Source organism: Methylobacterium phyllosphaerae (genome assembly GCF_001936175.1).
Taxonomy (GTDB): Bacteria; Pseudomonadota; Alphaproteobacteria; order Rhizobiales; family Beijerinckiaceae; genus Methylobacterium; species Methylobacterium fujisawaense.
Genome location: NZ_CP015367.1, coordinates 4,129,646 through 4,143,074 on the forward strand (window position 1 = coordinate 4,129,646; position 13,429 = coordinate 4,143,074).

At 72.4% G+C, this 13,429-nt stretch carries 11 protein-coding genes; 9 read left to right on the forward strand and 2 right to left on the reverse strand.

Features of this window, described 5'->3' with window-relative positions:
* Positions 1-24: 24 nt before the first annotated feature.
* From MCBMB27_RS18790 to MCBMB27_RS18810, 5 genes are all read left to right on the forward strand, one after another.
* Positions 25-915 carry a DMT family transporter gene (locus tag MCBMB27_RS18790; protein WP_391526794.1) on the forward strand — a complete coding sequence of 297 codons (891 nt, stop codon included), beginning with the start codon at positions 25-27 and terminating at the stop codon, positions 913-915.
* An 85-nt stretch (positions 916-1,000) separates the two neighbouring features.
* Positions 1,001-2,566 carry an FAD-dependent oxidoreductase gene (locus MCBMB27_RS18795; protein WP_236952746.1) on the forward strand — a complete coding sequence of 522 codons (1,566 nt, stop codon included), beginning with the start codon at positions 1,001-1,003 and terminating at the stop codon, positions 2,564-2,566.
* A 128-nt stretch (positions 2,567-2,694) separates the two neighbouring features.
* Positions 2,695-2,901: a hypothetical protein gene (locus MCBMB27_RS18800; protein ID WP_043357188.1), complete on the forward strand. Its 207-nt coding sequence runs from the start codon at positions 2,695-2,697 to the stop codon at positions 2,899-2,901.
* A gap of 233 nt (positions 2,902-3,134) precedes the next feature.
* Positions 3,135-4,817 carry an acyl-CoA dehydrogenase family protein gene (locus MCBMB27_RS18805; RefSeq protein ID WP_075381037.1) on the forward strand — a complete coding sequence of 561 codons (1,683 nt, stop codon included), beginning with the start codon at positions 3,135-3,137 and terminating at the stop codon, positions 4,815-4,817.
* Between the two features lie 94 nt (positions 4,818-4,911).
* Complete coding sequence (locus MCBMB27_RS18810; protein WP_083683621.1) at positions 4,912-7,407, forward strand: putative bifunctional diguanylate cyclase/phosphodiesterase; 2,496 nt, start codon at positions 4,912-4,914, stop codon at positions 7,405-7,407.
* 30 nt (positions 7,408-7,437) lie between these two features.
* Here MCBMB27_RS18810 and MCBMB27_RS18815 read toward each other — a convergent pair whose 3' ends face one another.
* Positions 7,438-7,617 carry a hypothetical protein gene (locus MCBMB27_RS18815; RefSeq protein WP_043384781.1) on the reverse strand — a complete coding sequence of 60 codons (180 nt, stop codon included), beginning with the start codon at positions 7,615-7,617 and terminating at the stop codon, positions 7,438-7,440.
* 249 nt (positions 7,618-7,866) lie between these two features.
* A complete protein-coding gene (locus tag MCBMB27_RS18820) occupies positions 7,867-9,132 on the reverse strand; it encodes a glycosyltransferase family 4 protein (RefSeq protein WP_075381038.1) in 1,266 nt (421 codons plus the stop codon).
* Between the two features lie 124 nt (positions 9,133-9,256).
* On the opposite strand from MCBMB27_RS18820, the gene MCBMB27_RS18825 reads away from it, so the two are divergent.
* The 4 genes from MCBMB27_RS18825 (at position 9,257) to MCBMB27_RS18840 (ending at position 13,373) form a co-directional block, all read left to right on the forward strand.
* On the forward strand, positions 9,257-10,522 hold the full coding sequence (locus MCBMB27_RS18825; protein ID WP_043357181.1) for a glycosyltransferase: 1,266 nt from the start codon (positions 9,257-9,259) through the stop codon (positions 10,520-10,522).
* 337 nt (positions 10,523-10,859) lie between these two features.
* Positions 10,860-11,216, forward strand: coding sequence for a phasin (locus MCBMB27_RS18830; RefSeq protein WP_043357179.1), 357 nt, complete (start codon positions 10,860-10,862; stop codon positions 11,214-11,216).
* Positions 11,217-11,413: 197 nt separating this feature from the next.
* Positions 11,414-11,989 carry a phasin family protein gene (locus tag MCBMB27_RS18835; protein WP_043357177.1) on the forward strand — a complete coding sequence of 192 codons (576 nt, stop codon included), beginning with the start codon at positions 11,414-11,416 and terminating at the stop codon, positions 11,987-11,989.
* Positions 11,990-12,113: 124 nt separating this feature from the next.
* Positions 12,114-13,373, forward strand: coding sequence for an N-acetylmuramoyl-L-alanine amidase (locus tag MCBMB27_RS18840; protein ID WP_043759637.1), 1,260 nt, complete (start codon positions 12,114-12,116; stop codon positions 13,371-13,373).
* Positions 13,374-13,429: the final 56 nt, after the last annotated feature.

Here is a 13,429-nt window from a genome sequence, read left to right on the forward strand (position 1 = left end):
GCCGGCATGCTCCGTCCGGCGGACATGCCTACGCTCTCACGCCCGTCGCCGCTCGCGGCCGGCGCCCTTCCGGCGCTGTTCATCCCGATCTGGGCCACGGGTTTCATCTCCGCCCGGGCGGTGGTGCCGCACGTGGATCCGCTGGCCTTCACGGCAATCCGCTTCACGGCCGTCGCCCTGGTGCTGGCGCTGATCGCCACGGCCTCCCGGGTGCGCTGGCCCGGGGACCGGGCGGGCTGGCGCGACCCCGTCATCGCGGGCTTCCTGATGCAGGGGGTCTACCTGTCGGGGGTCTTCTGGGCGGTGAGCCACGGGCTGCCGGCCGGCATCGCCGCCCTCGTCGGCAGCCTCCAGCCGCTGCTCACCGCACTCCTGGCGCAGCCGCTGCTGGGCGAGCGCGTCAGCGGGCGGCGGGCCCTGGGCATAATGATGGGCTTTGTCGGCACGGGCCTCGTGCTCGCCCCGAAGCTCGGGGCCACGGACCCGTCCGGGATCCCGCCGCTGGCGCTCGCCGTCAGCCTCCTGGCGGTGCTGGCGCTGACCCTCGGCACGCTCTGGCAGAAGCGCACCGGCGGCCGGGTCGATCTGCTGGCCGGCGCGACCCTCCAGTTCGTCGGCGGCATGGCCTGCGCCATCCCGCTGGCGCTCGCCTTCGGCAGCACCGCGTTCGACCCCGCCCCCGCCCTGTGGCTCGGCCTCGGCTGGGCGGTCCTGGTCAACTCGGTCGCGGGGATCCTGCTGCTGTTGGTGCTGATCCGGCGGGGGGCGGTGGCGGGCGTCGCCGCCCTGTTCTTCCTGGTGCCCCCGGTCGCGGCCGTGCTCGGCTACCTGCTGTTCGGCGAGGTGCTGACCCCGCTGCAGGGCGCCGGCATGGCGCTCGCCGCCCTCGGCGTGGCGGTGGCGAGCCGGGGCTGAGGCGCCGGGCCTGCGACGGAAGGCGCGGAAACCCTTCGGGGCTTCGCGGTTTGGTGCGCACGGGCCGGCACCGGGCGAGGCGAGGATGGACCAAGAACAACTGGATTCGGGCAAGCCCCGCGAGATCCGCCTCGCCCTCGACGCGATCCCGCTCGGCGGCAAGGCCGAGGGCAAGGCGGGCGACGACGCGGTGCTGTTCGTGCGCGACGCCGACGGCGTGCGCGCCTTCCAGGCCAAGTGCCCGCATCTCGGGGCGCCGCTCGCCAAGGGCGAGATCTGCGGCGGCCGGCTCTACTGCCCCTGGCACAAGGCGGCCTTCGCCCTCGCCGACGGCAGCCTGGAGGAGCCGCCGGCGCTTGAGGCGCTGACCCGCTATCCCGTCCGGATCGAGGGCGGCGAGGCGGTGGCGACGCTGACCCCCGAGCCCGCTCCGGCCCGGCACGCCCGGACGCCCCTCGGACAGGTCCTGATCGTCGGCACCGGGGCGGCGGCGGCGGCCTGCATCACCACGCTCCGGCGCGAGGGTTTTGCGGGCGCGATCACGATGGTCGGCCACGAGGGGCACCCGCCCTACGACCGGACCAAGCTGTCCAAGCAGTTCCTGGCCAAGCCCACCCCGGCGGAGAAGACCCTGCTGGAGCCGGATTTCTCCGCCGCCCACCAGGTCGAGCGGATCGAGGCCGAGGCGGTCCGGATCGATCCGGCGCGCCTCAGCGTCACCCTGGCGGACGGCCGGGTGCTCACCGGCGACGCGCTGCTGATCGCCACCGGCAGCCGTGCGGTGGTGCCGGACTTCGACGGCCGCGATCTCGACGGCGTGATGACGCTCCGCAGCCTCGACGATGCGGTGCGGCTCAGCGCCGCGGCGGAGCAGGCCAAGCGCGTGGTGGTGATCGGCGCGGGTTTCATCGGCCTGGAGGCCGCGGCCTTCCTGACCAAGCGCGGCCTGTCGGTGACGGTGCTGGCGCGGGAGGAGATCCCCTTCGCCAAGCGCTTCGGTGAGGCCGTGGGCGCGGCGCTGAAGCGCTACCACGCCGGCAACGGCGTGACCTTCGTGACCGGCAAGGTCGCGCGGATCGCCGGCACCGGCTCCGTCGAGGCCGTCGAGACCGCGGACGGCACGCGGCTGCCGGCCGATCTCGTGCTGATCGGCGCCGGCGCCGCGCCGGAGACCGGGATCGTCGCCGGGGTGGAGCCGGACGAGACCGGCGGCCTCCCGGTCGGCGCCGATCTGAAGCTCGCCGACAACGTCTGGATCGCCGGCGACATCGCGGCCTTCCCGGAGCGCGGCAGCGGCGTCACCGCCCGGATCGAGCACTGGCGTCTGGCACAGCAGCACGGCACCCACGTCGCCCGGGCGATGCTGGGCGCCACCGGCGCCTTCGCGGGCGCGCCGTTCTTCTGGAGCAACCAGGGCGACAAGCGCCTGGATTACGGCGGCTACGCGCCGGATTTCGATCGGATCATCCTGCAGGGCGATCCGGCGGCGCTGGACTTCATCGCCTATTATGTTCGCCAAGACCGGGCCGTGGCCGCCTGCAGCATCGGCCGCAACCCGGCCTTCACGGCATTCCTGCACCTGCTGGGCGAGGGACGCGTGCCCAGCCCGGAGGCGATCGAGTCGGGTGCGGATCTCACCGCACTGGTTTGACCCGCTCCGTCATCGCTATGCTCCGCTCGCGACGACGGGCGTCCGGGCCGATGGAACCAGTTCCGGCGGCCCATCTTTCGGTAGACGCCGCCCGCCGTCTCGAGAGTCGGGCCCATACGGGAGGCCCCATGAACCAGATCATCGTCGTCGCGCTCATCTGCGCCGCCTCCGTCCAGGCCCCGGACTGCTCCCGCGAGACCGCCCTCGACGTGGTCACCGGGCCGGCCCACACGCTCCAGGAATGCCTCGTTCAGGGCCCGGTGCTGGCAGCCAGTACAGGCTTCAAGGGCGAGGACGGGGCCTACGTGAAGACGCGCTGCGAGCAGAGGCGCTGAGCCGGGCACGGTCTGGCGAACAGCTTTCGGCAGGGCGGCGGACGGATCATCAGTGTCGGGACCGACGCGTATCGCCGCACCGGCCCGGCCTTGACTTTCATGGGCTGCGCATCGGCCCGTGAGCTCCGGCCTTCAACTTGAGTTCAAGGCGAGCCAAACGAAATCTGCTTCGGCTCCGGCCCGCGACAGGTTAAAAGACCCGATCCAAGAAGACGCCACGCGAGCAGGAAACCATGTCCGCATCCCCCGCCATCCAGACCGAGCCGCAGGATATCGCCACCCTCGCCAGGGCCGCCGGCGAGAGCGTCAAGGCCCTCGTCGCGGAGGCGACCCGCCGGGTCCGCACGCGGATCCTCGGAACGGACGGGCGGATCGACGCGGCCAAGCTCGAGGGCGAGCAGCACGCCGCCCACGGGCTCGCATGGCTCGCGACCTACGCGGAGGCGGTCGCCGAGCTCGGCGGCTACGCCGAGCGCCTCCAGGCCGAGGGCCGGTTCGGCGAGACCGAGTCGCTCCTCGTCCGGATCGGCGCCGGCGAGTATCTCGACCAGCTGTTCTCCGGCATCCCGATGAGCCAGGGCGAGATGGTCCGCCTCACCGGCTCGCTCGGCCTCTCCGCCAAGGAGGTGGCGCAGTACCGCACCGACGCCGTCGAGACCCTGATCGCCGAGGGGAACACCCCCGAGAACCGCGCCGCCCTGGTGGCGCGGATGCGCGACGGCAGCGGCTCGGCCACGGTCGGCGCCTCGGGCCTCGACGAGGACATGGAGGCGATCCGCTCCGAGATGCGCCGCTTCGGCAAGGCCGAAGTGGTCGATCAGGCGCACGAGTGGCACCTGAAGAACGCCTACATCCCGATGGAGATCGTCACCAAGATGGCCGAGCTCGGCGTCTTCGGCCTGACGATCCCGGAGGAATACGGCGGCATGGGCCTGCCGAAGACCGCCATGTGCGTGGTCTCGGAGGAGCTGTCGCGCGCCTATATCGGCGTCGGCTCGCTCGGCACCCGCTCGGAGATCGCCGCTGAGCTGATCCTGTGCGGCGGCACCGAGGAGCAGAAGCAGCGCTTCCTGCCCAAGATCGCCAGCGGCGACATCCTGCCCACGGCCGTCTTCACCGAGCCGAATACCGGCTCCGACCTCGCCTCGCTCCGCACGCGGGCGGTGAAGGACGGCGACACCTGGAAGATCACCGGCAACAAGACCTGGATCACCCACCCGGTCCGCGCCGACATCATGACGGTGCTCGTCCGCACCAAGCCCGAGGAGAAGGGCCACAAGGGCCTCTCCATGCTGATCGCCGAGAAGCCCCGGGGCACCGACGCGGAGCCGTTCCCGGTCCAGGGCCTGTCGGGCGGCGAGATCGAGGTGCTCGGCTACCGGGGCATGAAGGAGTACGAGCTCGCCTTCGAGGGATTCGAGGTGCCCGCCGGCAACCTGCTGGGCGAGGTCGAGGGCAAGGGCTTCGCCCAGCTGATGCAGACCTTCGAATCGGCCCGCATCCAGACCGCGGCCCGGGCCATCGGCGTCGCCCAGTCGGCCCTCGACGTCGGCCTGCGCTACGCCGAGGAGCGGGTCCAGTTCGGCAAGGCGCTGGTCAACTTCCCGCGGGTCGCCGACAAGCTCGCCATGATGGCGGTGGAGATCAACATCGCCCGCCAGCTCACCTATTTCTCGGCCCGCGAGAAGGATGCCGGCAAGCGCTGCGACCTGGAGGCCGGCATGGCGAAGCTGCTGGGCGCCCGCGTCGCCTGGGCGGCGGCCGACAACGCCCTGCAGATCCACGGCGGCAACGGCTTCGCGCTGGAATATCCGGTGAGCCGGATCCTGTGCGACGCCCGCATCCTCTCGATCTTCGAGGGCGCCGCGGAGATCCAGGCCCAGGTGATCGCCCGCCGGTTGCTCGAGGCGGCCTGAAAATCGAGCTCAAACTGGGGAATAGTACGTATCATGGGATTATAAGTCGGCTCATGAACCCGGCTTAAACGAAGTCCCAGCTTCCTGGCCCCCGGTGAACAACTGGGGCGGCTCGGTGACCGCGCACGACGACGACGGACAGACGGGCCGCAACATCCTTCGGCGCTGGCAGGATTGCCGGACGCCGGGGGCGCCGATCCCGTCCTACGAGGCCGTCGTGCTCGGGAGCCTCGGCCGCCTCGCCGACCGGGCCGCCCTGGTGACGACCCGGAACGGCCAGGCCGCCCGGATCCTCTGGGCGGGCCAGGAGTTCGGCGCCTGGCTCGCGCAAGGGTCGGAAGGCCCGTCGGCGGAACCCTGTCCCAGCGAGACCGTCCCGGTCGACGCGCTCCCGATCGAGCTGCGCGAGCCCGTCGGCGAGATGGTCGCGGCCGCCCTCGGATCCGGCCAGCCCGCCTACAGCCGGTGCGATCGCCTGCATGCCGGCGTCGTGACCTCGACCCGCCTCGTCGGTGTGCCCCTCGACAACCGCTGGGGCGAGCCGTTCGTGCTGATCGGGTTCGACGGGGCGAGCGTCCGGACCGAACTCGTCCAGGCGATGTTCACCGCCACCGACCAGGGGATCCTGGCCCTCAGCACGATCCGTGACGCGGCGGGCCACCCGGTCGATTTCAAGATCGTCGCCCTCAACCGCGGCGCAGAGCGCCTCCTGGAGCGGCCCGCCGCGGTCCTGCAATGGCAGCGCATCGGCCAGCTCTTCCCGGGGGCGATCACCGCGCGGACGATCGCGACCCTCGCCGCCATGGTCGAGCGGGGCGGGCGCTCCGCCTTCGAGCTGAGCCGCCCCCGGTCCGACGGCGGCACGCTCTACCTCAAGGTCGAGGCGGGCTGCGTCGGCGATCTCCTCTCGGTCACCATGACGGATGTCGGCGACATCAAGGCCCGGGAGGCCTCGTTCCGGCTCCTGTTCGAGAACAACCCGGTCCCGATGTGGGTCGTGGCCGACGCGCGCGACCGCTTCCTGGCGGTCAACGACGCGGCCGTCGCCCATTACGGCTACAGCCGCGAGCAGTTCCTGAGCCGGGCGCCGGCCGATCTCGCCATGCCCCCCGACGCGGCGCCGGGGCTCGGCCTGCCGCCCACCGGCGCCCTCCACCGGCGCGCCGACGGCTCGGCGATCGAGGTCTCCCTGTTCCAGCGGGCGATGCCGTTCGAGGGGCGGCAGGCCGTGCTCGAAGCCGCCATCGACATGACGGAACGCCGGAGGGCCGAGGCCCGCATCGCCCACATGGCGCACCACGACGCGCTCACCGGGCTGCCGAACCGCGTGCTGTTCCGGGACCGCCTCGCCGAGGCGATCTCCCGCCACGCCCGGGACGGGGAGGCGGCGGTGCTGCTCTGCCTCGACCTCGACAAGTTCAAGATCGTCAACGACACGCTGGGCCATCCGGTCGGCGACGCGCTCCTGCGCGAGGCGGCCGAGCGGATCGCCGGCTGCCTGCGCAAGGACGACCTCGTGGCCCGGCTCGGCGGCGACGAGTTCGCCATCCTGGTAGGGGGGATGGATCTCCCGGCCCTGGCCGACGGGCTGATCGCCCGGGTGATCGCCGAACTCGGCCGGCCCTTCCGCCTGGACGGCCAGGATTGCCATATCGGCACCAGCATCGGGGTCGCCTGCCTGCCGCGGGACGGCACCGATCCCGAAACCCTGATGAAGAACGCCGACCTCGCCCTGTACCGGGCGAAGGCCGAGGGCGGCGGCACCTTCCGGTGCTTCGAGCCGGAGATGGATGCCTGGGTGCAGGCGCGGCGGCGGCGCGAGAACGAGCTGCGCGAGGCCTTCGCCCGCGGCCAGTTCTCGCTGGTCTACCAGCCGCTGATGGATGCCCGTTCCGACCGGATCCTGGCCTTCGAGGCGCTGCTGCGCTGGTCCCATCCGGACCACGGCCCGGTTTCGCCGGCCGAGTTCGTGCCGCTGGCCGAGGAGACCGGCCTGATCGTCCCGATCGGCGCCTGGGTGATGCAGACCGCCTTCGCGGAGGCGGCGACCTGGCCGGAGGCGATCCGCCTCGCCGTGAACCTCTCCCCGATCCAGTTCCGCAACCGCAGCCTGGTCGAGACCGTGCGCGGCGCCCTCGCGACCTCGGGCCTCGACCCGCGGCGCCTCGAGCTGGAGATCACCGAATCGGTCCTGCTCGCCGACAGCGCCGCCAATCTCGCGACCCTGCATGAGCTGCGGGCCCTGGGCATCCGGATCGCGATGGACGATTTCGGCACCGGCTATTCGAGCCTCGGCTACCTGCGCAGCTTCCCCTTCGACAAGATCAAGCTCGACCGCTCCTTCGTGAGTCAGGTCGGCGAGAACACCCATTGCACGGCGATCGTGCGGGCGGTGGCGAGCCTGGGCGCCAGCCTCGGCATCGCCACCACCGCCGAAGGGGTGGAGACCGTCGAGCAGCTCGCGATGCTCCGCGCGGAGGGCTACGACGAGGTCCAGGGCTTCCTGTTCAGCCGTGCGGTCCCGGGGCCCGAGGCCCGCAGCCTGATCGACCGCGGGCGGGAGCCGGTCCCGGACGACCGGGCGGCCTGACGGCCGCCCGGCCGGTGCAGGCCCGGGGGCCTACTTGGTGATCTTCACCGACACCGGATCGCTCGACGGGAAGGTCTCCTCCAGGGCCTCGTCCAGGCGCTCGTTCAGCTTCTCCTGCTTGTTGTCGGGGTTCTTGGCGTCGCCCGGCTTGGCGCTGCCCTGCTGGAAGCCCGGCTTGGCTTCGTTCGGCTTGTTGTGGGTCTCGGCCATGTCGCTCACTCGTCCGTGACGGAGGCACGCAAGGGTGCTGGTGGGCATCAACGCGAGGGACGGCGGGTGTTTCCGATCTTTCCGGCGGCCGCATGGGCTTTCCGGTCGAAGCGTCCGGCCCATGGCCTCGCCGGCGTCACCCGCGCGGCGTCGGGATCCGCGGCAGCGCGACGGGCAGCGCGACGGGCGGCGCGGCGCCGACGGGCTGGCTCCGCGTCCCGCGCACGGACGGCCGAACCGGCGGCAGGGTCAGGTGGTCGCGAGCGGCCGATCGACCGGGCTCAGGCCCCTCCTGCGGGCGGTGGCCCCGCGCATCACCGTCTCGTAGACGCCCTCGAGGCGGTCGAGATGGGCGTCGAGGCTCAGGGGCGCCGTCCAGTAGCGGTCGTGGGCGGCCCGGCCCATCCGGGCGGCGAGGCCGTCGTCGGTCAGGCGGCGCAGATGGGCGGCGAGCGCCTCCGCATCGCCGGAGCGGAACCAGAACCCGGTCTCGCCATCGATCACCGCCTCCCGCCCCGCGCAGGCATCGCTGACGATCACCGGCGCCCCGCAGGCCAGGGCCTCGTAGACGGTGAGCGGCTGGCCCTCGTACCAGACGCTCGGGAAGACCAGCGCCCGGGCTTGGCGCATCAGCGCCTGTACGCCGGCGGCGTCGCGCCAGCCGAGCATGACGGCCTCGGGATGGCGCGCCGCGAGATCGGCCCGCTGGGGGCCGTCGCCGACGAAGACCGCCCGCACCCCCGCGCGCTTGGCCGCGTCCGCGAAGATCGGCGCGCCCTTCTCGGTGGAGATCCGCCCGACGAACAGGAAGTCGCCCGGCGCGCCCTCCCGCAGGGGCGCCTGCACCACCGCGATCGGGTTGTCGACCCGGTGGAACACGGTGCCGGGGGGCATCAGCGGCCGGACGACGCTTTCCTGCAGATCGCTGATCGTGACGACGTGGGCGAACAGATCCGGCAGCCGGGCCACGTGGGCGAGGCCGGCATGGCGGACCATCCGGGCCACCTTGCGCGGGTAGCTGCGTGCGTCGCAATGCGCCGCGATGCAGGCGGCCGACATCGGGGTCCGATGGCAGATCCGCTGCTCCGGATAGGCGTAGAAGCCGCCGGTGGGGCAGACGAGGAAGAACTCGTGCATCGTGTAGAGGCACGGCAGCCCGGAGGCCCGGATCGCCGGGCCGATCGACGGCGACAGCGCCTTGGCGAAGGCGTGGACGTGGACGAGGGTGTCCCGGGGGTCGCAGGCGGCGAGTTCCCGCGCGAGGGCGCGGCGCGCCGCACCGTTCCAGATCGCCTGGGCGGCGAAGGCCAGTTTGCTGCGCGCCGTGGTGACGTCGTCCTGCTCCAGGCAGACCACCCGGATGCCGGCGGGCTCCAGCCGGGGGTCCACCGGGCCGACCGCGGCGAACAGGCTGACGCGGATCCCCCGGGCGGCGAGCCCCAGGGCGGATTCGATCGCGACCTTGGCCTGGCCGCCGTTGATCGCGGCGTGGTCTGCGACGAGGACGACGTGCACGTCAGGAATTCCGCCGCTCTGATCCGGGGCAGAGATCTGTATCCGGCCGCGGTTGATCCCCCGTAAACCGCTCTCCTTCATCCTCCCGGCTCCCGAGACCGACGCGATCCCCGGGAGGGACACCGTGCATGTCGTGATCCTGGCCGAGTTCGCGGCCGCCAGCGGCGGGGCCGAGAAGGTGGCGCTGGAATCGGCCCGCGGGCTCGCCGAGGCCGGTCTCGCCGTCACCTACATCCAGGCGATCTCGGGGGCCGTCGATCCGCTCCTCGACCATGCCGGGATCCAGCGGATCGATCTCGGCCTGCCCGACATCTGGTCGCTCGGTGCCGCGCGGGCGGCCGCCGCCGGGATCTGGCACGCCGCCGCCGCCCGCCGCCTCACCGCGGCCCTCGCCGGCCTCGCCGCGCCGCCGGACTGTATCCACCTGCACCAATGGACCCGGACCCTGTCGCCGGCGATCGTTCCGGTCCTGTCGAAGACCGGGGTGCCGCTGGTCGTCACGCTGCACGACTACGCCCTGGCCTGCCCGAACGGCGTCTATTACCGCTTCGACCGGGCCGAGCCCTGCGGGCTCGCCCCCCTGTCGGCCGCCTGCCTCGCGGCGCCCTGCGATCCCCGCAGCCGGGGGCACAAGCTCGTGCGGGTCGCCCGTGCCGCGGCGATGCGGCAGGTCGTCGGTCGGGCCAGCCGGCACCATCCGCTGCACGTCGTCCATGTCTGCGACGCCAGCCGGCAGCGGCTGGGCGCTCTGCTCGGCGGCTACGCCCTCACGCATCATCGGATCGACAACCCCGTCCGGCTTCCGGAGGGGCCCGCGGCCGCGCCCGCCCGCGGCGACGCGATCGCCTATGTGGGGCGCCTGACCCGCGAGAAGGGCGCCGACCTCGTGGCCGACGCCGCGCGGAGGGCCGGACTTCCGGCCCTGTTCATCGGCGCCGGCCCCCTGGAGGCGGAGCTGCGTGCCCGGGACGGCGTGGAGGTGATCGGATGGCAGAGGCCCGAGGCGGTCTGGGCTACGCTCCGGACCCGCGCCCGGGCGCTGGCGGCGCCGTCGCGCTGGTACGAGACCGGCCCGCTCACCGTCTACGAGGCGCTGGCGGCCGGCATCCCGGTCGTGGCCTCCGACCGCTCCGGCGCCGCCGAGAAGGTCCGGCACGGCCGGACCGGATTCGTGCTCGCACCGGAGGTCGGGCCCCTCGCCGAGGCCTTCACGGCGCTCCGGGACGACGCCCTGGCGGCGTCGCTCGGGGCGGAGGCCCGCAGGCTCTTCCGCACCGCGCCGATGGGCCTGGACGCCCATGCGGCGGCGCTCCGGGGGCTCTACGCCCGTCTGTCCGGAGCCGCGGCTGGTGCGATGCAGCATCCGGATTCGCTGGCCCAGCCGCGATGATCCGAGGCGGCCCGGCCCGTCTGGTATACCACAAGCATTCACGATCCGTTCGTGCCCCTCTGGACAGGCAGATCGTTTTTTGCGAAGCGGCCTCTTGCCGGGATCGGCAATCTTGGCCGATCGGATAAATGGCGCAGCTTGCACGCCATCTGCTATCGGGGCTGCAGCCGCGATGCGATGACTGTGCGAGATCATCAGATCTGCATTTTATCGGGCTTCCGGGTCCTGCATGGCCCCCGAAGCATGCACTTGACTTCTTGTTGCGGTGCAACATATAGAAGCGCGTCAACGCGGACGCATCCGGCGTCCCGCTCCATGAATGTTGCTGGAGACATCGATGCAGACCCCGAACTTCGAGATCCCGACCGAGATGCGCGACTTCGCCGAGAAGAGCGTCGATCAGGCTCGGACCGCTGTCGGCACCATGATGACGAACGCCGTGAAGGTCGCCGAGCAGGTCCAGACCTCGGGTCAGACCTTCCAGTCGACCCTGACCGCCGCGGTCGCGAAGGGGTTTGATCACGCGCAGGCCAACGCCAACGCGACCTTCGACTTCGCCCAGAAGCTGGTGCGCACGAAGGATCTCCGCGAGGCGTTCGAGCTCCAGTCCGAGTTCGTCCGCAGCCAGTTCGCCGCGCTCCAGGCCCAGGCCAAGGATTACGGCGCCCTCGCCCAGAACGCCGCCGCCCGCTGAGGCCGGCGCGCCGTCCCCGATCCTCGATCGGGGACGCGATACGGGATCCGGAGGGCGCGCGGCGCCGACCGGATCCGAGGCTCTGACACCCGGGCGTCACGGGTCCGAGGCCGACACCGCGGGCGAGCCGGCTGCGCACGACCCTCCGGCCGCCGCTCCGTCAGGACGGCCTGACGCCGACAGGAGGAGATCGCGCGATGGGAAAGCCGCGTCGACCGAGGGGAGGCCGCCCCGCCGGATCACCCCAACCGCTCCGGAAGGCGCCGGCCCCGGCCGAGACCCGCCCTGCGCCGATCGCCGAGGACGCACCCGCGCCGGCGAGCGACGTTTCCGTCGAGACCCACGAGCCGCAGGCCGAGCCGGCCCAGGCGGCGTGCGCGGCGACCACCCCGGTCCTGCCCGAGACCGCCTCTGAGGTGCCGGCCGACGGGCCGGCCGATGGGCCGACCGAGACGGCCGCGCAGGCGGTCCCCGAAGCCGGCGCCGCGGCGGATATCGCCGTCCCGCCGATGCCGGACGCCGTCGACGTCCCAGACCGGATCGTCTTCACCCCCGACCGCTTCGATGTCGTCGAGATCGGCTCGACCATCGCCCGCTACGTGCGCGGCGAGGGCGAGGCGGCCCTGGCGCATCTGCGGGCGCTCTCGGGCGCCCGGTCGCCGGCCGAGGTGATTCGCCTGCAGGTCGGCGAGGTCCAGCGGGCCGCTGACGCGTCCCTGACCTGCTGGGTCACGGTCATCGGTCAGACGAGCCGCGTGGTCGCGTACCGCTGAAGCGGCGCGGGACTTGTCGCATCCCGGCAACACGGGCGCCCGGATCGAACCGGCGGCGGCAACCGTCCGTTAACCAAGTCGGTCCCATGCCGTAACGGAGGGCACGGGAAACGACACCGGACCGATGCCGAACTGCGCGCGCCTGATCCGTACCGCATGGCTTCGCCTGGCCGTGGCGCTTCTGCCGGCCCTGGCGGGAGCGCCGGTTGCCGCGCAGAACGGTGAGAAGCCCGCCGTCGCCATCGGGGCCGACCTCGCGAGCCAGGCCGGCGGCACGCGCCTGACCCTGACCCTGTCCCGGGCCGTCGAGGCCCGCGGCTTCGTGATGGAGCGGCCGGACCGGGCGGTGATCGACCTGCCCGAGGTCAACTTCCAGCTCGAATCTGGAACCGGCAGCCGCCGCGACGGGCTCGTCCAATCCTTCCGCTACGGCCTGTTCGCCCCAGGCCGCTCCCGCATCGTGATCGACCTCACCGCCCCCGCCACCGTCGGCAGGATCGAATCGGTGACGCGGGCCCGCGACGGCGCGGTGCTGCTCACGATCCCGCTCCAGCGCGCCGACCGCGACGCCTTCCGCAAGGCGGCGGCCGCCGCGGATCCCGCCCCCGCCCAGGCCCGCAGCGCCCCGCCGGAACCGACCGACCAGCGCCCGCTGATCATGGTCGATGCCGGCCACGGCGGCACCGATCCCGGCGCCATCGCGGTGGGCGGCGTGTTCGAGAAGGATATCGTGTTCGGCTTCGCCCAGGCGCTGGTGGAGAAGCTGGAGGCGGCCGGGCGCTACCGGGTCCGGATGACCCGCGACCGGGACGTGTTCGTGCCCCTCGCCGACCGGGTGCGCCTCGCCCGCGAGGCCAAGGCCGACCTGTTCGTGTCGATCCACGCGGATTCGATCTCGGCGGCCCCCCAGGTGCGGGGCGCCACGATCTACACCAATGCCGAGAAGGCCACGGACGCCGAATCCGCCAAGCTCGCGGAGCGCGAGAACCGGGCCGACGCCGCCGCGGGCGCCGACGCCGCCGAGGCGCCGCCGGACATCGCCGACATCCTGCAGGAGCTGACCCTCCGCGAGACCCGCGGCTTCTCGTCGGGCTTCGCCCGCACGCTGATGGGCCAGCTCGCCCCCGTGATCGAGATGAGCGCCAAGCCCCACCGCGAGGCGCGCTTCGTGGTGCTGCGCTCCCCCGACGTGCCGAGCGTGCTGGTGGAGCTGGGCTATCTCTCCAGCAAGCGCGACCTGGAGATGCTGCAATCGCCGGAGTGGCGGGCGGGCGTCACCGGCTCCATGGCCAAGGCGATCGATCTGTTCTTCACCAACCGCGCCACCCTGGGACGTCCGACGGTCATGCGCCGCTCGGCCGCTGTCGCCCCAGTTTCACCATAGAATGCGTGTCGATACGGGACGTCCGAACGCCCCGTCGCACCGCCGTCGAAACCGGC

Excerpts from the sequence above, each read along its gene's own strand:
- MCBMB27_RS18790 (WP_391526794.1), top strand. The coding sequence starts at position 25 with ATGCCTACGCTCTCACGCCCGTCGCCGCTCGCGGCCGGCGCCCTTCCG.
- MCBMB27_RS18795 (WP_236952746.1), top strand. The coding sequence starts at position 1,001 with ATGGACCAAGAACAACTGGATTCGGGCAAGCCCCGCGAGATCCGCCTC.
- MCBMB27_RS18800 (WP_043357188.1), top strand. The coding sequence starts at position 2,695 with ATGAACCAGATCATCGTCGTCGCGCTCATCTGCGCCGCCTCCGTCCAG.
- MCBMB27_RS18805 (WP_075381037.1), top strand. The coding sequence starts at position 3,135 with ATGTCCGCATCCCCCGCCATCCAGACCGAGCCGCAGGATATCGCCACC.
- MCBMB27_RS18815 (WP_043384781.1), bottom strand. The coding sequence starts at position 7,617 with ATGGCCGAGACCCACAACAAGCCGAACGAAGCCAAGCCGGGCTTCCAG.
- MCBMB27_RS18830 (WP_043357179.1), top strand. The coding sequence starts at position 10,860 with ATGCAGACCCCGAACTTCGAGATCCCGACCGAGATGCGCGACTTCGCC.
- MCBMB27_RS18835 (WP_043357177.1), top strand. The coding sequence starts at position 11,414 with ATGGGAAAGCCGCGTCGACCGAGGGGAGGCCGCCCCGCCGGATCACCC.
- MCBMB27_RS18840 (WP_043759637.1), top strand. The coding sequence starts at position 12,114 with ATGCCGAACTGCGCGCGCCTGATCCGTACCGCATGGCTTCGCCTGGCC.